13 protein-coding genes are annotated in these 20,400 nt (G+C 62.7%); 2 read left to right on the forward strand and 11 right to left on the reverse strand.

The genetic code is table 11. The features are described 5' to 3' along the window. Nucleotides 1–46 precede the first annotated feature (46 nt). From I2I01_RS11745 to I2I01_RS11775, 7 genes are all read right to left on the reverse strand, one after another. Entirely contained in the window at nucleotides 47–1,873 is a 1,827-nt protein-coding gene (locus I2I01_RS11745; protein ID WP_196286627.1) for a DUF885 domain-containing protein, read from the reverse strand. 159 nt (nucleotides 1,874–2,032) lie between these two features. Continuing rightward, nucleotides 2,033–3,496, reverse strand: a complete 1,464-nt coding sequence (locus tag I2I01_RS11750; RefSeq protein WP_196286628.1) for a serine hydrolase — start codon at nucleotides 3,494–3,496, stop codon at nucleotides 2,033–2,035. 18 nt (nucleotides 3,497–3,514) lie between these two features. Next, complete coding sequence (locus I2I01_RS11755) at nucleotides 3,515–3,676, reverse strand: hypothetical protein (protein WP_196286629.1); 162 nt, start codon at nucleotides 3,674–3,676, stop codon at nucleotides 3,515–3,517. 105 nt (nucleotides 3,677–3,781) lie between these two features. Next, nucleotides 3,782–5,572 (reverse strand): DUF885 domain-containing protein, encoded by a 1,791-nt coding sequence (locus tag I2I01_RS11760; RefSeq protein WP_196286630.1) that lies wholly within the window; start codon nucleotides 5,570–5,572, stop codon nucleotides 3,782–3,784. A 254-nt stretch (nucleotides 5,573–5,826) separates the two neighbouring features. Then, complete coding sequence (locus tag I2I01_RS11765; RefSeq protein ID WP_196286631.1) at nucleotides 5,827–7,638, reverse strand: DUF885 domain-containing protein; 1,812 nt, start codon at nucleotides 7,636–7,638, stop codon at nucleotides 5,827–5,829. Between the two features lie 63 nt (nucleotides 7,639–7,701). After that, the gene (locus tag I2I01_RS11770; RefSeq protein WP_196286632.1) at nucleotides 7,702–8,256 is read right to left on the reverse strand and encodes a hypothetical protein; all 555 of its coding nucleotides are present in this window, start codon (nucleotides 8,254–8,256) and stop codon (nucleotides 7,702–7,704) included. 171 nt (nucleotides 8,257–8,427) lie between these two features. Next, nucleotides 8,428–10,704 (reverse strand): T9SS type A sorting domain-containing protein, encoded by a 2,277-nt coding sequence (locus I2I01_RS11775; protein ID WP_196286633.1) that lies wholly within the window; start codon nucleotides 10,702–10,704, stop codon nucleotides 8,428–8,430. Nucleotides 10,705–11,334: 630 nt separating this feature from the next. On the opposite strand from I2I01_RS11775, the gene I2I01_RS11780 reads away from it, so the two are divergent. Continuing rightward, nucleotides 11,335–14,259 (forward strand): glycoside hydrolase family 3 N-terminal domain-containing protein, encoded by a 2,925-nt coding sequence (locus I2I01_RS11780; RefSeq protein ID WP_211537920.1) that lies wholly within the window; start codon nucleotides 11,335–11,337, stop codon nucleotides 14,257–14,259. Between the two features lie 75 nt (nucleotides 14,260–14,334). After that, on the forward strand, nucleotides 14,335–15,960 hold the full coding sequence (locus I2I01_RS11785; RefSeq protein WP_196286635.1) for a 3-(methylthio)propionyl-CoA ligase: 1,626 nt from the start codon (nucleotides 14,335–14,337) through the stop codon (nucleotides 15,958–15,960). A gap of 6 nt (nucleotides 15,961–15,966) precedes the next feature. Here I2I01_RS11785 and I2I01_RS11790 read toward each other — a convergent pair whose 3' ends face one another. The 4 genes from I2I01_RS11790 to I2I01_RS11805 form a co-directional block, all read right to left on the reverse strand. Then, a complete protein-coding gene (locus I2I01_RS11790) occupies nucleotides 15,967–16,716 on the reverse strand; it encodes a hypothetical protein (RefSeq protein WP_196286636.1) in 750 nt (249 codons plus the stop codon). A 116-nt stretch (nucleotides 16,717–16,832) separates the two neighbouring features. Further along, nucleotides 16,833–17,633: a pyrroline-5-carboxylate reductase gene (gene proC, locus I2I01_RS11795; protein ID WP_196286637.1), complete on the reverse strand. Its 801-nt coding sequence runs from the start codon at nucleotides 17,631–17,633 to the stop codon at nucleotides 16,833–16,835. A 151-nt stretch (nucleotides 17,634–17,784) separates the two neighbouring features. Further along, nucleotides 17,785–18,966 (reverse strand): acyltransferase family protein, encoded by a 1,182-nt coding sequence (locus I2I01_RS11800; protein ID WP_196286638.1) that lies wholly within the window; start codon nucleotides 18,964–18,966, stop codon nucleotides 17,785–17,787. A 127-nt stretch (nucleotides 18,967–19,093) separates the two neighbouring features. Next, nucleotides 19,094–20,305: an anhydro-N-acetylmuramic acid kinase gene (locus I2I01_RS11805; RefSeq protein ID WP_196286639.1), complete on the reverse strand. Its 1,212-nt coding sequence runs from the start codon at nucleotides 20,303–20,305 to the stop codon at nucleotides 19,094–19,096. Nucleotides 20,306–20,400 lie beyond the last annotated feature (95 nt).

Genomic DNA, 20,400 nt, shown 5'->3' on the forward strand with positions numbered 1-20,400 from the left:
CGGGAATTCGGAATGGGAAGTGAAAGGTAGGTGCGTTTAAACCGGCCTACCGCTGGCGGGCGGCCCAGGCGTCCAGGCGGCGCTCCAGCACAGCCAGGGGCATCGAGCCCCCGGCCAGAATCTCGTCGTGGAAAGCGCGCAGGTCGAACTTCGGGCCCAGCTGCTTTTCGTAGCGGGCGCGAAGTTCACGCAATTTCAGCCCGCCGGTTTTGTAGCTCAGCGCCTGGCCGGGCCACGACATGTAGCGCTCGATTTCGGCCGTGGCGCCCTGCTCGCTGATGGGCTCATTGTCCATCATGTACTTGATGGCTTCCTCGCGGCTCATGCCCTTGGCGTGCATGCCCACGTCCACCACCAGCCGGACGGCGCGGTGCATGTCGTCGCCCAGCGCCCCGAGTTTCTGGTAGGGGTCGGTGTAGAGGCCCAGCTCGGGCCCCAGGCTCTCGCAGTACAGCGCCCAACCCTCGCTAAAGGCCGAGTAGCTGGCAAAGCGCCGGAATTTGGGCTGCGTGGTGTTTTCCTGCTGCAGCGACAGCTGGTAGTGGTGGCCGGGAATGGCCTCGTGCAGAAACAGCGACTCCATGCCCGAGGTCACGTTGAACTTGGTGGCATCGAGGATGGGCACGTAAAAAATGCCCGGCCTCGAGCCGTCGGGCGTGCCCCGGTTGTATTCGGCCGACGCCGTGGCGGCCCGAAAGGCCTCGGTTTGCCGAATCTCAAACGGCGACTTCGGCGTGCGCCCAAACAGCTTGGGCAGGTGGGGCGTGATGCGCGCCTGAATGGCCCGGAAGGCGTTCAGCACGTCGTCCGGCGTTTTGTAGGGCGTGAATTTGGGGTCCGAGTTCAGGTAATTGAAGAAAGCCGGCAAGTCGCCCTCATAGCCCACCTGCTTTTTTACGGCCTCCATCTCGGCCCGGATGCGCTTCACTTCGGCCAGCCCGGTTTGGTAAATGGCGTCGGGCGTGCGGTCGGTGGTCGTCATCTGGCGCACGGCAAAGCGGTACATCTCGGTCCCGCCGGGCACGGCCCCGATGCCGGTGCTGCTGCGGGCTGCGGGCAGATACTCGGTTTGCAGGAAGTCGGCCAGCTTGCGGTAGGTCGGCACCAGGACGGTGGCAATGGCTTGCTGGTAAGCAGCCGTTAGGCGGGTTTTGTCGGCTTCCGAGAAGCTGGCGGGCAGCCGCGTAATCGGACCGTAGAACAAGCTCTTGGCCGGGTCTGTCACCACCTGCGCCTGCAACTGGGGCACCATTTTCAGCACCAGCACCTTGGGCAACACCACGCCGGCCTTCATGCCGCGCCGGAAGTTGCCGATGGCCGAGTCGGCCCACACCGGAAACTTATCCACGCGCGCCAGCCAGTCGTCGTAGTCCTTCACGGTTTTGAAGGGTTGCGAACCGGTGCCCGCGCCCAGCTGCACGAGGTTGTTGGGTAGGGAATAAAACTGGGCGAAGGGCATCATCCAGGTATTCAGCTTCAACCCGTCGAGCCGGGTCTTCATCTCGTACTCGAAGATGTCGTAGTTGGCCTGGTCTTCGGCCGACAGCTTGGTCCGGTCAAATTTTTGCAGTGAAATCAGGTACTGCTGATAAACCTGCTGCAACTGCTGCCGGAAGGCACGGGTCTCGTAGTTGGGCAGTTGGTCGTTGTAGCGGTAGTCGCCCTGCGCCGTAGCCGACAGCGGATACAGCTTGGCTTGGTCTTCCCAATACGCCGCAAACAGCGCCGCCAGCGGAGCCGAGGCGGTGGTCGTGACGGCTTTAGCGCCGACTGTTTTGGCCGCCGCGGGGGCTTTTTGCGCCAAGGCCCCGGGCAGAGGGCAGGTGGTCAGAAGCGTGCCGGCAGCCAGCGTTTGCAATACAAGTTTTCGCATGAAAGTCTACTTTATAGGCCCGTTTATCAGCCCAAGATACCGAAAGCGTGGCGCTGGCAATCGAAGTAAAAAAAAAGCCCCGTGGCCGGGGCTTTCCTCTATCATTGGCACGGCCGGCAAAGACGCTGCTTGCGCTTCCCGGTTGCTTGGGGCGGGGTTTTACTGGGCGGCGCCCGCTGTGGACTCAGTTACACGTTTGAAATCCAGGTCCTGAAAGTCGTAGCTAAAATCAGTTGCCGGCGAAATCGGCTTCATTTTCAGACCCGAGGCGCGGCCCTGGTCGTCGAGCGTAAAGGTGGCGAAGGCATCGGCGTTGATGCTGCGGAGCTTCCAGCGTACCACGCAGGTGCTGCCGCGGTAGGGCAGTACCTGGCCCACGAGGCGCGGCGCACGCACGGCGCGCAGCCAAAGCTGCGGACCTTGCTGGTACACATTCACATCGCCCAGCCAAGCGTCGTGGTAGCGGCCGATGTAGGCACTGTAGTCGGCTTTCTTCGGGGCGGCCCTCTGGGCTAGAGCTACCTGCTTCCAGGCAGCGGCGGTGGCCTTATCCGATTCGGCCGCACTGGCTTGCTTGTAGCCGAGCATGGTTTGCACCCGGTCCTGGCCCGTCACGCCCAAGTAATGGTCCATAATTGAGGTGGTAATGGCCTGAAAGGCTAGGCCTTCCTCCTGGTTGGTAAGCACGATGATACCCAAGTGCAAGTCGGGCACCAGCGTCACCTTGGTCACCATGCCAACCGTCCCGCCGGTGTGCGATACCTGCTTGAACCCTCCCACATCAGTCAGGTCCCAGCCCAAACCGTAGGCCGCGAAGTGGGTGTTGTAAAACGTCGGCCCGGGAGATAGGTGCTTGAGCGTCTGGGGCGACCACAGCTCCCACTGCGTTGCGGGCTTCAGCAGCGGGGCGGGCGCGCCGGGGCCGCCCAGCAGCATCAGGGCCCACTGGCTCAGGTCGGCTACGCTGCTGTAGATGCCGCCGGCGCTGAACATGGCCCCCGTTGGGTCAGCTGTTGAGCCCAAATGCCGCCGTACTACCCGCACCTTGCCGTCCTCCGAGGCATGCGCATCCGCGACATTGGTGGGGTCAGGCAGGCGGGAAAAGCTCGTGGCACTGCGCCGCATGCCCAAGGGCTGCAGCAGGCGGGTTTCCACGAAAGAGGTCCAAGGCTGCTTCGCTATTCGGGCTACTACCTCACCTGCTACTATATACAAGGTGTTATCATAGGCATACTCGCTGCGAAACGACGACGCTGGCTTGAAATAGCGCAGGTTGTGAATTAAGTCGTGAACGGTGAAATTGGTTGAATCCGGATACCGCATCAGGTCGCCCGCGCCTAGGCCCAGGCCGCTGCGGTGGCAGAGCAGGTCGCGCACCGTGAACTCGGCCGTCACGTAGGGGTCGTACATCTTGAACTCGGGGATGTAATCCGTCACCTTGTCGTCCCAGCGCAGCTTGCCCTCGTCCACCAGCAGCCCCAGCGCGGCCGTGGTGAAGGCCTTGGTATTGGAGGCGATGCCCACCAGCGTGTTGGCGTCCATCGGCGCCTTGGTTTTCAGGGAGCTCACGCCGTAGCCCTTGCTCATCACCACCTTGCCGTCCTTCACCACAGCCACGGCCATGCCCGGCACGTCGAAGCCCTAGAGGGTGCGGGCCACCGCGGCGTCCACGGCCGCCACGTCGAGCGGGGCCGTTACGGGCGGGGCCATTTGGGCACGTGTGGCGGTGGGAAGCACTGCCAGGGCAATGCCGAGGCCCAGCACAGACGCAAATCGGCCAAGTGAAGTAGAGAATAAAACCATTCGGAAGAAAATTTGGGTTAAAACAAGATTGGCCTGCCAAGTTAAGCCAGGTAATTTGATTTCAACTCCCATAATTTCCAAAGCCCTTGCGAGCCAACGGCCCGGTTACCGTTGCCGGCCGGCCCAGGCGTCCATGCGCCTTTCCAGAATGGCCAGAGGCATGGCGCCGCCCGCCAGAATCTCGTCGTGGAAGGCGCGCAGGTTGAATTTTGCCCCCAGCTGCTTCTCGTAGCGGGCGCGCAGCTCGCTCATTTTCAGGGCGCCTACTTTGTAGGCCAACGCCTGGCCCGGCAGGGCCAGGTAGCGTTCCACCTCGGCAGTGGCCGCGGCCTCGCTAATGGGCTCGTTAGCCATGAGGTAGGCAATGGCCTGCTCGGGCGTCAGGCCCTTGGCGTGCAGGCCCACGTCTACCACCAGGCGCAGGGCGCGGTGCATTTCGTCGCCCAAAGCGCCCATGCGCTGGTAGGGGTCGGCATACAGGCCCAGTTCGCGGCCCAGGCTCTCGCAGTACAAGCCCCAGCCCTCGCTGAACGCGGGGTACACCGCAAAGCGGCGGAACTTGGGCAAGCTGGTGTTTTCCTGCTGCAAGGAAATCTGGTAGTGGTGCCCGGGGATGGCCTCGTGCAGAAACAGCGACTCCATGCCCGAGGTCACGTTGAACTTGGAGGCGTCGGCAATGGGCACGTAGAAAATGCCCGGCCGCGAGCCGTCAGGCGCCCCGCGGTTGTACTCGGCCACGGCCGAGGCTTCGCGGAACTTCTCGGTTTCGCGAATCTCAAACGGCGAGCGGGGCACTCGCCCAAACAGCCGGGCCAGGTTAGGCGCCACGCGGGCCTGGATGCCGCGGAAGGCATTGAGCACCTGCTCGGGCGTTTGGTAGGGGCTGAACCTAGGGTTGCTGTCGAGGTAGTTAAAAAAGCCCGTCAGCGAGCCCCGGTAGCCCACGCGCTTCCGAATGGCCTCCATCTCGGCCCGGATGCGCTTCACCTCGGCCAGCCCGGTTTGGTAGATGGCATCGGGCGTGCGGTCGGTGGTGGTCATCAGGCGCACGTCGTAGCGGTACATGTCGGCGCCGCCGGGCACGTCGCTCAGGCCGGTGCTGCTCCTGGTCTGGGGCAGGTATTCGTTTTGCAGGAAATCGGCCAGCCGGCGGTAGGTGGGCACCAAATCGGTGGCAATGGCTTGCTGGTAGGCCGCGGCCAGTCGCACCTTGTCGGCGTCGGGAAAGCCGGGGGGAAAGTGCAGCGCCGGCCCGTAAAAAGGGCTGCGAATAACGTCGGCGGTTACCTGGGCCTGCAGCTGGGGCACCATGCGTTGCACCACCACGCGCGGCAGCACCACGGCCGCTTTCATGCCCAGCCGGAAGTTGGCCACGGCCGAATCGGCCCACGCCGGAAAGCGGCCCACCCGCGCCAGCCAGTTGTCGTAGTCGCGCACCGTGCGAAAAGGCTGGGCCCCGGTGCCCGTGCCCAGCTGCGCCAGCGTATTGGGCACGCTGAAAAACGGGTCGAGCGGCATCATCCAGGTGTTCAGCTTCAGCCCGTCGAGGCGGGTGCGCATTTCGTATTGAAAGATGTCGTAGCTGAGCTTGTCCTCGGCCGGGAGGCGGGCCCGGTCAATGTTCAGCAGGTCGTTGAGGTAGCGGCGGTAGAGGCGCTGCTGCTGTTGCCGGAAGGCCTGCGTCTGGTCGTTGGGCAGGCGGTCGTTGTAGCGGTTGTCGCCCTGGGCCATGGCCGCCAGCGGAAACAGCCGGGCGCGGTCTTCCCAGTAAGTGGTAAACAAATTGGCCAGCAGCACCGACGCTGCGCTGGCCCGGCTGGCCGGGGGCGCCTGGGCCCGGGCCGGCCGCCCGAGCAGCCCCAGCGCCGCCAGCAAAACGAAAATCAACTTCCGCATCAAAAATCGATTAAGCTGGCAATCTACGTTGATTTGGCCCACCGGCCTACGCTTGCCCCGCTTTTGTACAGCAAAAGCCCCGCCCGGATTGGTTCCGGGGCGGGGTTTTGGAGTGGGGTAGGAGCAGGGACTCCGTTAGATATTAGCACGTCATGCTGAGCGCAGCCGAAGCATCTCTACCGCAGGAGTAATTATCTACTTCAGCACGCGACATGCTTCGGCTGCGCTCAGCATGACGTTCCTTTTCTCACTTCTCACTGCTGCTTCGCTGCCCAGGCGTCCATCTTGGTTTCAAGCACGCTCAGCGGCATCACGCCGTCTTTCAGCAGTTCGTCGTGGAAGTTGCTGAGGGAGAATTTGCTGCCTAGCTGCTTTTCGTAGCGGGCGCGCAGCTCCTGAATTTTCAGCTGGCCGATTTTGTAGGCCAGCGCCTGGCCCGGAATGGCCATGTAGCGCTCGATGGCGGCCGTGTCGTTTTCGCGGTTGTCGGGTGTGTTATCGAGCATGTAGTCAATGGCTTGCTCGCGGGTCATCTGGCCGGTGTGCAGGCCGGTGTCCACCACCAGGCGCACGGCGCGCAGCATCTCGTCGCTTAGGGCGCCGATGTATTGGTAGGGGTCTTTGTAGAGGCCCAACTCCTTGCCCAGGCTTTCGCAGTAGAGGGCCCAGCCTTCGGTCATGGCGCCGTAGCCGGCAAACTGGCGAAACTTGGGCAGGCTGGTGTTTTCCTGCTGCAAGGAAATCTGGTAGTGGTGCCCGGGGATGGCCTCGTGCAGAAACAGCGATTCCATGCCCTGCGTCACGTTGTACTCGGCGGGCTTGGGCAGGGGCACGTAGAAAATGCCCGGCCGCGAGCCGTCCGGCGAGCCCTGGTTGTACTCGGCCGAAGCCGACGCCTCCCGGAACGCCTCGGTGCGCCGAATCTCAAACGGCGTTTTAGGCGTGCGGCCAAACATCTTTTTCAGGTTTGGGTCGATGGTTTCCTGAATCTTGCGGAAACCTGCCAGTACCTCCTCGGCCGTCTTAAAGGGCATGGCCTTGGGGTTGGTTTTCAGGCTCTCGAAGAACTGCCGCAGCGTGCCCTTGAAGACCAGTTCGGTTTTCATGCGCTCCATCTCGGCGCGCAGGCGAGCCACCTCGCGCAGCCCCAGCTCGTGGATTTCGGCCGGAGTTTTCGCCGTGGTGGTCCAGTAGCTCACGTAGTAGCGGTAGATTTCCGGCCCGCCCGGCACGGCGTTGATGCCGCTGGTGGCGCGCGACTTGGGCAGGTACTCGTTGGCCAGGAAGTCCCCCATTTTCTTGTAAGTCGGCACTACCTGGGTCTGAATGGCCTTCTTGTATGCCTCGGTCAGGCGCTGCTTATCAGCGTCGGAAAAGTCTTTCGGGAAGTTGTTGATGGGGCTGTAAAACAGCGACTTGGTAGGGTCCGTCACCTGCATGTCCTTGGCGCGCATCTGGGGCAGCATCTTCACCACCAGCGCCCGGGGCAGCACCACGCCGGCCTTCATGCCGCGCCGGAAGTTGCCGATGGCCGAGTCGGCCCACACCGTGAAGCCCTGCACGCGGCCCAGCCAGTTGTCGTAGTCCTTCACCGTCTTAAACGGCTGGTTGCCCTGCCCCGAGCCGTACTGCCCCATGCTGATGGGCAGCCCCCAAAACTGCTGAAACGGAATCATCCAGGTGTTCAGCTTCAGCCCCTCCACTCGCTGCTTGAGGTCATACTGGAATATGTCGTAGCTGATTTTATCGTTCTCATCCAGCTTAGCGCGGTCGAACTGCCCCAGCCGCGTTAGGTAATCCTGGTAAAACGTTCGCAGCGTGTCGCGAAACGCCTGCGTCTGGTCGTTGGGCAGCAGGTTGTTGTAGCGGTTGTCGCCCTGCGCTGTGGCCGAAAGCGGGTCGAGGCGCGACTGCCGCTCCCAGAAGCTGGCAAACAGCCCGTTGAGGCCTTTGGTGGAGTCAGCGGCCGTGCCATTGCCGGCGGATGCCGTTTCGGAGGTTTTGGTTTGGTTGCAGGCCGTTGTGAGCGCCACGGCAACGAGGCCGGCGAGGGCAATTTTTTTCATGAGCGAATGGGAATGTGCCGCAAGCTACGAAGCCGCTCCCTACGCTCCCATACCCCTGCGTTGCTACTGCGCCGCCGGCGCAGGCGGGGCCGCCAGGCGCGCCACGGCCAACCGGCCCAGTGCCTTGGCTACCTGCCACCGCGAGTAGCTGCGGTCGGCCCGCGGCAGGCCGATGACGAGCGTGCGGTCGGGCAGGCCCACGTACAGGTCGCCGTGGAAGTCGTCATAGTACGCCTCGTGCCCCAGGCCGTTCACTGCCAGAATATTGCGCCGTTTCAGTCGGTTGCCAGTTTGCACGATGGCGAAGGCCGAGGCCGGCCGGTACGATACCACCACCACGGCATCGGGGCTGCCGGGCTGGTCGGCTTGCACAAAGCGGCAGGCCTCGCCGCCGGCCTGCTGCCGTACGGGCTGCCCGGTGAGGTCGCCTACCTCGCGGGGCGTGAGCAGGCGGCAGGTTTCGGTGGGCAGCGTGGCCGTGGTGTCGAGCTGCACGGTGGTGGCGCGTCCCGAGCCACCGCTCGACTGTTCCAGCGGCGCGTTGCTGCTGCAGGCGCCCAGCCAAGTGCCCAGCGCCGCCAGGGCCAGCCACCGTGCTCCGCACCCTTCTTTCGTCATAAAAGCCATAAATACCGGACAGGCGCAGAGAAAGAAGCTGCTCCTTACGCCTTTACTACGACAGCAAGCCAAAAATAGCAACATTGGCCCGCTACACACCTGGCAGAGCCAAACGCAAAAAGGCCCTGTTTCGGCTGAAACAGGGCCTTTCTTAGTAGTTGGCGCCAGTACCTACTCGCGCACGAAGCGCTGCAAGCTGCGGCCGCTTTCGGTCACGATTTCCAGCAGGTAGATACCGGCCGGCAGTGCTTTCACGTCTAGGCCGGCGGCCGAGGTTTGGCCGCTCAGCAGGGCGCGGCCCTGACCATTCAGCACCCGGAATTTCGCGGACTCGGTAGCGAGGCCGAAGTAGAGCGTACCCGTCGTGGGGTTGGGGTACACACTGGCTTCGCTGCCCACGGTCCAGCGGGCCGTCACCACCGGCGAGTAAGCCACCGTACCGTCGAGGTCGGTTTGGCGCAGGCGGTAGTGGGAAAGGCCTTGGAGGGGCGTACGGTCGAGGGCGGCGTAGCTGTGCGCAACGGCGCTGTTGCCCTGCGCGGCTACCTTCATGATGGTTTCGAACGACTCGCCGTCGGCGCTGCGCTGTACTTCAAACGAAGCACTGTTCTTTTCCGAAGCCGTGGCCCAATCCAGGGCAATGCCGCTGGCTTTGGTGGTTGCGCTGAATTTCGTCAGCGCAACAGGCAAGGGGTTCACGCCTGGGTAGCCGATTGCCGTGCTGGTGCTGGCCAGCGAGAAGCCCGTCGTGGTGGTGGGGAAAGAAGTGAAAGGACCCGACGTCAGCGAGCCGCTAACCGGCGCCCCGTTGGTGGCCGTGCCAGTAGCCGTCGAACGGCCAATGCTGGACCACGTGTTGGCCGCATTGCGGATGGCCATCACGAAAGTGGGGTCGGCTGGGTAGTTGACAAAATCATCCACACCGAAAGTGATAGTCACCGTAGCGTTGGTGAGCGAAACGGCCGCCGTAGGCGCCAACTTGAAATACCGGCGGAAAGAAACCCGGGTCAGGGGGGCCGTCAGGGTCTGGTTGGGGGCGCTTTCAATCTGCTCACCAATGTACGTAGCGGCTGTGGTCTGGCCGGTTGTGTTCAGGAATAGCGGGCGGTAGTTGCCGCTCTTGCCTACTGGGAACAGTACGTCCGAGCTGTTGCCTGAAGTGGTCAGGTGAGCTACCGGGCCATTAACATATGAGTTGGAGCCGCCACCTTGAGCGGTAACGTTGTTGCCCAAGGTGAGCAGGGATGTTGCTGTAGTGTTAATGAGGCCATTGGTGAGGATGAGCAGGCCATCCACCTGAACGCCGCGCTGAAGCGTCAAACCAGCTCCGTTGTTTACTTGCACGTGGGCATTGACGTTAAAGTTCAGGGCGCCGGCGCCGCTGATGGTTTGCAGCGAAGTGCCGCTGAACCCCACGCGGCCCGCACCGCCGTTGGGCGTGAAATTCAGCGTGCCGCCGTTGGCCAGCAGGTTGCCCTGCAGCACGGTGCCGGTGCCGGTGCCGTAGCCCGTGATATTGTCGTTGAACACGCCGCCCGTCATCTTTAGGTCATTAACTATGGTCAGTGTCTGCGAGCCGCTCGAAGTGGCAGTGCCGCCCGTGAACTCTAAGTTGCCGTACGTCTGGCCGCTCTGCGAGAACGTGCCGCCACTGTACACATAGAAGCTGCCGCTGTTAAACACCGAAACCGGCGACGGGCCCGTGCTGAAAGGGCTCAGGCCGCCTTGCTGCGTATAAGTAGCACCAGAGTTGAAAACGACCGAGTTGCTAACCGTTACTTCAGTGAATTCGGGGGCTAGTGCACCTCCGTTGCCGCCCACAATAGTGTTGGAGCCCGTTGTACCGAAAGGGCTGCCATTAACAGTCGTAGAGGTAAATGAGCCCGTAGAACCGAATACCAGCGCACCGGCATCGGCCGGCACAAGACGGGTAAAAGTATTCGCGCCGGCATTAAACGTAATAGCGCCATTTACTAGACCCTTGTTGCCCGCGCCGATTTTCATTAGCAGAAAGCGGTTGGAGGTGTTGCCGGAAGCTACTACCGTGAGGCTGGAACCCGCCTGCACAAAGAAATCGTCGGCATCCGGAGAAGGTGTGCCGCCCCCGATGGTTAGAATGCTGCCATCGTTGGAATTGGTAGGGCCGGCGAATGTTACCTGGGCATTGTTTACAAACCGCAGCTGATTAATCGTTTGCGAAGTTGGAGCTTGGCCGTTGCCGTAGTCCACCACAATAAAGGTGGGGAAAGTGGCACCAATGCTGCCGTCAAAAATTAGGATATCATCGGTTCGAGGGGTGGTTCGGGCCGAGCCAGTGCCCGCGGTATTGGTATTCCAGTTGTTTGCGGTGGACCAGGCATTGTTCGTTTTTCCGCGCCAATAATATGTAGTCTGCGCTTGGGATGCCACCGAGAAAAACAGCAGCCCGCAGAGAACGAGTAAAGCCATTTTAACAAGGTATAAGCCCGTGGCAGGTTGCGAGGAAGGCCGCAATGATTCTGTAGAATTTGCCATAAGTTGGTCAGTAGTTTCCAAATGAGCCCGCAAGTTACTATTGTTGAATTAAAAATGAAACTAAACAAAAGTCAACCTCGTAGTGGCACGCGCTGGTAAGCCCGACAGTAAGCTCATAAAAAGGGATTCCAGCCATAGCAATATTGATGGGCGAGGGGACTTAGCTCATGTATGTTAGTTAGATTGTTTTAATATTGTTTACAAATTATTAATTTAGAAGCCATTAGTAGAAGTCGTTGATTATCCCTGAAGGTTGTGCAAAATTCCCATTAAAAGAGATTGTGGCGTAGCGGGAATAAATTGCGGCTTGACTTTGTGTTTCGGTCAAGCCACTCGTTTGTTCATCTTCCTTACGCTACTGCTTTGTCCTTTCCCACCCGCCTTGTTTCACTCTTATTAGTTGTCTGTTCCTTTGGGGCTCAGGCGCAACGCTCGAAGTCTTCCAAGCCCAATTCTCAGCCGGCGGTTAAAACGCTACGGAAAAACCCAGTGGCCAGAAGGTTTCCGGCTGCAAAAGCGCAGCTGCAGCCGAGTGTCGCCAAAGCCCCTGCTTTCACTCGCTACTTGCACTCGCCCTGGGTCGATAGCGTGATGCGCGTACTTACGCCCGACCAGCGCGCCGCGCAGCTGTTCATGGTGGCCGCGTATTCCAACCGCAAGCGCATCGACGAAGACTCGATTTCGACGCTTATTCAGCAGTATGGCATCGGCGGGCTCATTTTCTTTCAGGGCGGGCCGGTGCGGCAGTCCAAGCTGCTGAATCGCTACCAAAGCCAAAGCCGCGTGCCGCTGCTAGTGGCGCTGGATGGTGAATGGGGCGTGGGCATGCGCTTGGATAGCGTGGTGAAATTCCCCTATCAAATGAGCTTGGGCGGCGAAACCGACACAACCCTGCTTTACGACATGGGCCGCGAGGTGGCTTACCAGTTCAAACGCCTGGGCATGCACGTCAACTTTGCTCCGGTGGTGGACGTTAACAACAACCCCGCCAACCCCGTCATCGGCTTTCGGAGCTGGGGCGAGAACCCGGCGGCCGTGGCCCGCGACGGCCGCCAGTACATGCGCGGCATGCAGGACGCCGGCATCCTGGCCGTAGCCAAACATTTCCCCGGCCACGGCGACGTGGACGCCGACTCGCACCTGGCCCTTCCTACGGTGCGCGTCGACCGCCGCCGGCTCGATACGCTGGAACTGCCGCCCTTCCGCAGCCTGATGGCCGGCGGCTTGGGCGGCATGATGGTGGCCCACCTCAACGTGCCCGCCCTGGACACGGTGAGCGGCCCGAGCACCTTGTCGAAGCCTATCATCACGAGCTTGCTGCGCGATGAGATGGGCTTTAAGGGGTTGATTTTTACCGATGCCATGAACATGAAGGGCGTCATCAGCAAGTTTCCGCCCGGCGAGGCCGATGTGCGCGCCCTCATCGCCGGCAACGACATCCTGGAGTTCAGCAAGAACATTCCGTTGGCTCTGCGCATGGTGCGGGCGGCTGTGGACAGCGGCCGCCTCACCCAGCAGGAAATTGACGTGCACTGCCGCCGTGTGCTGGCCCTCAAGCAGTGGGCCGGCCTGAACCGCTACCGTCCCATCAAGCTTCAGAATCTTTACCAGGACCTCAACGCGCCGCATGCGCAATACCTCAGCCACCGCCTCACCGAGCTGAGCATCACGCTGCTGCGTAACCAAAAGAACCTTTTGCCGCTGCAGCGCCTCGATACCCTGCGCGTGGCCACGCTGGTGCTGGGCAGCACCAGCCCTGACACTACTGACTTCCAGAAAGCCGTGGCCGACTACGCGCCCACGGCCCACTTCCGCGCCGCCGCCACGCCCACGCTCGACGAGCTGGCCCAGCTGCGCACGGCGCTCAAGCCCTACAACCTTATTCTGGTGTCGCTGCAAAACCTGGGCCGCCTGCCCGCCACCAGCTTCGGCATCACGCCCGAAACCAACCTGCTGCTGCGCGAGCTAGTGAACCAGAAGCAAACGCTGGTGCTCAGCGTGTTTGGCTCGGCCTACGCCGTGGCCAAGGTGCGCGACTTGGACCGTGCTGCCGCCGTGGTGCTGGCTTATCAGGAAAGCCCTAATGCCCAGAACCTGGCCGCGCAGGCCATTTTTGGTGGCATCGGGGCCAGCGGCCGGCTGCCCGTGACGGTGAGCGACCGGTACCCGCGCGGCTTTGGGCTGCGCACGGCCCCGGGCTTCCGCCTGCGCTATGCCAACCCCGAAGACGTTAGCATGGACCCACGCCTCGAAGCCCGCGTGGACAGCCTCGTGGGCCGGGCGCTGGCGGCCCAGGCGTTTCCGGGCGGGCAGGTGCTCATCGCCCGACGCGGCACCGTGGTGCTGCGCAAAAGCTACGGCAACCAGACGTATGCGGGCGAGGGGATAGGGGATAAGGAAAAGGTGATAGGGAATAAGGGTAACAAAGTCGTATCCCCTATACCCTCTTCCTTATCACTTACCGTGCCGCGCCCGGTGCGCAACGATGACCTTTACGACCTGGCCTCGATGACCAAGCTGATGGCTGCCACGCCGGCGCTGCTCAAGCTGCAAGGCGCGGGCAAATTCAGCCCCGATAGCACGATGGGCAACTACTTCGGCTTTTTGCGCGGTACCAACAAGGCCGATTTGAAGATGCGCGACGTGCTGGCTCACCAGGCCCGGCTCAAGGCATGGATTCCTTTCTGGCAGGAGCTGCGCAAAAAGAACGGCGAAATGCGTCGCCGCTACTTCCGGGCCGATTCGTCGGCGCGGTTTCCGCTGCCGGTGGCGGCCGGGCTGTGGGCGCGCAAGAATTTGCCGGCCCGCATCTACAAGGAAATAGGGGAGTCGCCGCTGAATGAGAAGCCGGGCTACGTGTATTCCGACTTGTCGTTTATTCTCTACCCCGAGCTGGTGAAGGCTCGGACGGGGCAGACCTTCGACGCGTATTTGCAGCAGCAGGTGTACCGGCCGCTGGGTGCCACCACGTTGGGCTTCCGGCCCACCAACCGCTTTCCGCTTGCCCGCATTGTGCCCACGGAAGTGGATTCGGCCTTCCGCCGCCAACTATTGCACGGCACCGTGCACGACGAAGGCGCGGCCCTGCTCGGCGGCCTCTCGGGCCACGCCGGCCTGTTTGGCGACGCCAACGACGTAGCCAAGCTGGCCCAGACCTACGCCTGGGGCGGCCGCTACGGCGGCCAGCAGCTCTTCGATAAAACCATTATGGACGAGTGGACGCGCTGCCAGTTTTGCCCGGACAACCGCCGCGCCCTGGCGTTCGACCGCCCGGCGGCCAACCCCATGGTGAACTCAGCCAAGTCGGCCTCGCAACGCAGCTACGGGCACACGGGCTTCACGGGCACCTACTTCTGGGTGGAGCCGGAGAAGGACTTGGTGGTGATTCTGCTCACCAACCGGGTGCACCCCACGCGGCGCAACAACAAGCTGACGGAGCTGAGCGTGCGCAGCTCCTTGCTGCAGCTGGCCATCGAGGCGGCGCGGTAGGGGCGAAGGGTGGGTTGAAAGGATAAGTGCTGCCTACCGGCTACCTTACCGGCCTTCACCTACTCCCGCCCGTTTATGTTAGGACTGATGATGGCCGAGCCGCTGCGCGTGGCTACAATTATTGAGCACGCCGCCAAGTGGCATTCCGCTACCGAAATTGTATCGCGGCTGCCCGAAGGTGGCATCCACCGCTACACCTACGCCGATGCCAACCGGCGCAGCCGGCAATTGGCTCAGGCCCTGCTCAAGCTCGGCATCGAAAACGGCGACCGGGTGGGCACCCTGGCCTGGAACACGCACCGCCACTTCGAGCTCTACTTCGGCGTGGCGGGCATCGGCGCGGTTTGCCACACCATCAACCCGCGGCTGTTTCCGGAGCAACTGGTATACATCATCAACCACGCCGAAGACCGGCTGTTGTTTTTCGACCTGACCTTTCTGCCGCTGGTGGAGCGGCTGGCCCCGGTGTGCCCCACCGTGGAGAAGTGGGTGCTGCTGGCCAGACCTGAGCACTTGCCCGCACAGTCGGCCCTGCCCGGCCTGTGCAGCTACGAGGAGTTGCTGGCCGCCGAAACGGGTGACTACGCGTGGCCAAGCTTCGATGAAAACACGGCCTGCTCGCTGTGCTACACCTCCGGCACCACCGACCAGCCCAAAGGCGTGCTCTACTCGCATCGCTCCACGCTGCTGCACGCGCTGGGCATTTCCTTGCCCGATTCGTTGGGCTGCTCGGCCCTCGATGTGATTATGCCCGTGGTTCCCATGTTCCACGTCAACGCCTGGGGCTTGCCCTACGCGGCCCCGCTCACCGGTGCCAAACTGGTGCTGCCCGGCGCGGGCATGGACAGCGCCAGCCTGTATGAATTAATGGAAACGGAGGGAGTCACGTTTTCGGCCGGGGTGCCCACCATCTGGCTGGCGCTGCTGCAGTTTATGCGCGACGGGCAGCGCCAGTTCCGCACGCTGCGGCGCACGGTGGTGGGCGGCTCCTCGTGCCCGCCGGCGCTGATGCGGGCCTTCGAGGACGAGCTGCACGTCACCATCACCCACGCCTGGGGCATGACCGAAACCAGTCCCCTGGGCACCGCCGGGCGCCTCAAAGCCAATCAGCTAAGCCTAAGCCCGGAAGAAAAAGCGGACGTGCTGGCCAAGCAGGGCCGGGCCGTGTTCGGCGTCGACATGAAGATAGTGGGCGACGATGGGCAGGAGCTGCCGCACGACGGCGTGGCCTTCGGCGACCTGCTGGTGCGCGGGCCCTGGGTGGTGCGCGAGTACTTCCGCACGCCCACGCCCGGCGAACTCACGGCCGACGGCTGGTTCCGCACCGGCGACGTGGCCACCATTGACGCCGACGGCTTCATGCAAATCACCGACCGTTCGAAGGACGTCATCAAGTCGGGCGGCGAGTGGATTTCGAGCATCGACCTCGAAAACCTGGCCGTGTCCCATCCCGCAGTGGCCGAGGCCGCTGTCATCGGCGTGCCCAGCGCCCGATGGAGCGAACGGCCCTTGCTGGTGGTGGTGCGCCGCCCCGGCATGGACGTGTCACGGGAAGAAATGCTCGGTTTCTTCCGGGGCAAGGTGGCCAAATTCTGGGAGCCCGACGCGGTAGAATTTGTGGATGCGCTGCCGCACACCGCCACGGGCAAGCTGCTGAAAACGCAGCTGCGGAAGGATTTTGCGGGGTACTCGGTGGCGTAGCCCAAGCTAGAGCGTGTCGCAATAAGCCAGTAGGCGCACTACGTCGGCTTCGCGGCGCAGGTCCAGCTGCTGCTGCTGGGCATAAGCGGCCAAAACGTCGGCGTGCTCGGGGCCCAGGGCGGCCAGCAGCGGCTCGGGGGCCAAGTGCACGGGCTTGATTTGGTTGTCCGGCGTTTTGAGGAAATAGGCGAGTACGTCGCGCGCCGTCGAGGAGGTCTTTAAATCTGCCTGCACCAGCGAAACCATGTGGGTGCGCCGGCAAAGCAGGGCCGTGCGGCCCGCATCGTAATGCACTTCAAAAAACGCCTTGCGCAGGGAGGGCTTGTTCACGCGGGCGTTGAGGTAGCGGCGAAAAGTAAGGCGCTGGCCCAGCAGCGAATCACCCACAGAAAACTCGCGCAGCAAATCGGTATCCACCACCTTGACTACCTCCACGCCTTTAACTGTGGTGTAAGTAATAAGCTGCCGGTCAACAGCATTGTACTTCAACCAGGTTCGTGTTGGGGCACCGCTGTAGGGCCGAAGCACACCCATCGTCCACAGCGGAAAAAGGTATAGGTTGGAGGTGGGAATTACGGGTTTGCTGTTGCCAATAAGGGCGGGGGCAGCCTGGGGCTGGCCGCTGGCCATGTATTTCGGCACGTCGATGGGCACTACTTTGGCTGGCGCGCCGCCGCCCGGGGGCGTGCGGTAATCCTGGCCCAGGGCGGCCTGGCTGCCGAGCAGCGCGAGCATCAGAAAAAGAAAGGGACGCATTTGCGGTTGAGAAGAAAGAGCCCTTGAAGTTAGTAAAATACTCGCCCTGGCGCCAAATAAGCGGGATACGCGCCCCGGAACTGCCGGTGGCTGTCCCCGCTTCGGGTCCGCACCTTTTATTTCCCCAGCTCTTCGGCCCGGTCCCGCGCCGCGCCGGCCCCGGCCATCAGCCCTTCGCGCACCGCACCGGCCCCGAAGGCCCGTAGGGCTGCCTCGGTGGTGCCGCCCTTGGAGGCCACCTTGGCAATCCAGTCCTGGCAGCTCAGGCCCGATTGCGAGTACAACTCCACGGCGCCGCGGAAGGTCTGGCTCACCAGCAGCTCGGCTTCGGCGGGCGAGAAGCCCATGTGAGCGGCGGCGTCCATGAGGGCGCCCATGCAGTAGTACACGTAGGCCGGGCCACTGCCCGAGATGGCCGTGCTGGCGTCGATGGCGCTTTCCTGCTCTACATACACGGTTTTGCCGGTGGTGCTGAGCAGGTTTTGCACCTGCACCAGCTCGGCGCGGGTCACCTCGTCGGTGCCGGTGAAGGCCGTCATGCCCATGCCAATCTGAGCGGGCAGGTTGGGCATGGCCCTGATGACTTTGGGCGTGCCCAGCGCCTCCCGGATAGTGGCAATGCGCACGCCCGCCATGATGCTGAGCACCAGCTGCTGCGGCTGCACCAGCCCTTTGAGGGTATCGAACAGCTCGGCCGAATCCTGCGGCTTCACGGCCAGGATGAGGATGTCGGCGCCCGGCACGCACTCCTGCGGGGTGCCCCACACGGTGCCCACCTCGTGCGCCGCCAGAACCGGCACCCGCTCGGGCGAGCGCGCCAGCAGGCGCAGGTCGAGCCGGGAGGTGACGTGGGTGCGGGCAAAGCTGCGGGCATAAGTCAGGCCCATGTTGCCGCCGCCGATGATGAGGATTTTCATGCCGTTGAATTGCTTCTGAATGAGCAAAGAACGTTATCGCCTGTCATCCTGAGCGCAGCGAAGGACCTTCTCACGCCCAGAGCAATATTTACTACAAGCTGTTCAAGCGTGAGAAGGTCCTTCGCTACGCTCAGGATGACAGACGACAAACTCACACCTTCAGCACCACGCCCTTTTTATACATCCAACTCAGAATGAAGTACCAGATGACGATGAGCGTGACTGCACCCACCAGCGAGGCATTGCGCGGGTCGGAGAAAAAAGGCACGATGCCCCACTCGTACAGCCACTCCTTCAAGCCGCCGGTTTTGCCGCCGGGCAGCGCCAGTTTGAACAACCCGAACGTGCGCGAGAGCAGCGCTGAGAGGCAGAACACCAGGATGGCGTTGACGCCGTAGACCAGCGCCGGCCGCGTCCAGGCGCGGTACCCCTGCACGTCGCAAATCCAGTAGAGTGCGGCCAGGCCGGCCATGGCCAGTCCGCCGCAGTAGAGCACGTAGGAGCTGCTCCACAACGCTTTATTGATGGGGAACCACGGCGACCAACATAGCCCAAGGATGATGAGCCCGCCTGCCGCCACGAACAGCCAGGCCACTTTAGCCGCCGGCTCCTGGTCTTTGCGGCGCAGCCATTGGGCGGTGAGGCAGCCTAACAGGCCGGTGCCGAGGGCCGGCAAGGTGCCAAGCAGGCCTTCGGGGTCCCAGGTTTTGCTTTGCTTCCAGAGGTGAGCTTCGGTGAAAACCGTGCGGTCGAGCCAGGCGCCGAGGTTGGTGGCGGGCTCCAGGTTGGCGGGGCCGAAGCCGGGCACCGGCACCAGTTGCATCAGCACCGCGTAGCCAATGAGGAAGCCGACAATGAGCCAGACCTGCGTGCGCCAGCTGGTTTTGAGGAAAATGAAGCTGCACCCCAGAAACACCAGCGCAATGCGCTGCAGCACACCCATGATGCGCACCACCGGGAAGTTGAATTTCGGGTATAGCGACAGCAGCAGGCCCAGCCCAAACAGCACCGCTGCCCGGCGCAGCACCCGCAGCAACACGGCGCCCTGCGGTCCGCCCTGGCGCTTCACGCCATCGAGCGCATATACCAGGCTCACACCCACGATGAACAGAAAAAACGGAAAAATCAGGTCCGTTGGTGTGCAGCCGTTCCACTCGGCGTGCTCCAGCGGCGGGTAGATGTGGCCCCAGTCGCCGGGGTTATTCACCAGTATCATGGCCATCACTGTGAGGCCCCGAAACACGTCGAGGCTGATGAGGCGGCCCGGCTGCGAGGCTTCGGCCAGGGGCGGGGCGCCGGTGGTATTGAGGGCGGCTTGGGTGGTCGTTTGCATGGGTGGGAATTGAGAGAAAACGATGCTAAAGAACGTCATGCCGAGCGCAGCCGAGGCATCTCGCCTCTGAAAACTAATTACTGCTGCATGCAAGATGCCTCGGCTGCGCTCGGCATGACCGTTCTGCTCAGCCCGGAAACGATACTTTGCCCATGCCCACGGCCGGCACGCGCTGCCGCCCCGCGCCAATGGCCACTGGCTGGCCCGCCACGGCCTCGTTGGCCAGCACCGCAAATAGAATGGCTTCTTTGGCATCGCCGGACACGCCCAGTACATCGGTGCTGGCAAAGCGAGCCGTTGGCAACCGCCGCTGCAAAGCGGCTAGCAGGGCCGGGTTGTGGGCGCCGCCGCCGCTGGCGTACACGGCAGTGGGCGCCGGCCGGTCAGGAAACGCAGCCTGCACGGCCCGAGCCACACCCACGGCGCTCAGCTCGGCCAGGGTAGCGAGCAGGTCTTCCAAGCCAATGCTTTCGGTGTTGCTGCGCTGCTGCGCCTCGGCCAGATAAGCGGGGCTGAATAGCTCGGGACCGGTGGTTTTGGGTAAGGGCGCAGCGAAGAAGGGATGGTCGAGCAGAGCTGTGAGTAGGCCCTCGTGCGCACGACCGGCCAGGGCCAGGCGGCCGTCCTCGTCGTAGGCCAGGCCGGGGCGGTGGGCGCGCACGGTGGCGTCGAGCAGGGTATTGCCCGGCCCGGTGTCGGTGCTGAAGGCGGCGCGGGTATCGCCGTCCGTACGAGGCAGGTAGGTGAAATTGGCAATGCCTCCGAGGTTGAGCAGCAGCCGTTCCTCGTCGGGGCTGCTTAGTAGCAGGAAGTCGCCGTAGGCGGCCAAAGGAGCGCCTTCGCCGCCAGCCGCGATGTGCTTCTGGCGGAAGTCGCTGAGCGTGATAATGCCCGTGCCCACAGCTACGTGGTCGCCGTCGCCGAGCTGCAGGGTGGCGTTTAGGGTGAAGTCGGTGCGCTGGTGCTGGTGGCGCGGGGCGTGGTAGATGGTCTGGCCGTGGCTGGCAATGAGGTCGACCTCATCGGGACTGATGCCCCACTCGCGCAGGCAGTCCAGCACGGCCGTGGCGTGCAGTTGGCCCAGCCAGGGATTCAGCAGCGTGAGGTACTCAAGGCTCACCGTGTCGCGCGCAAACACCTGGCGGATGCGGGCCTTCGTGTCGTCGTCATACGGCACCGTCCGGAACTGCTCCAACTCCAGCTGCGTGCCGGGGCCATGCCCGCTGAGGCGGCAGAGCGCCACGTCGAGCCCATCGAGCGAGGTGCCTGACATCAGCCCAATGATGCGGCGGCTGGGCTGGGCAGCCAGGTGGCAGAGGCGGGCAAGATGAGGGTTCATTCGTTAGGGCAGTAGGGTATGGATGTGGGAGGGTAGGAAGCGGGTAAAAGGGAAGGGTGAACGCAAAAGAACGTCATGCTGAGCTTGTCGAAGCA

The organism is Hymenobacter properus, assembly GCF_015694735.1.
Lineage (GTDB): Bacteria > Bacteroidota > Bacteroidia > Cytophagales > Hymenobacteraceae > Hymenobacter > Hymenobacter properus.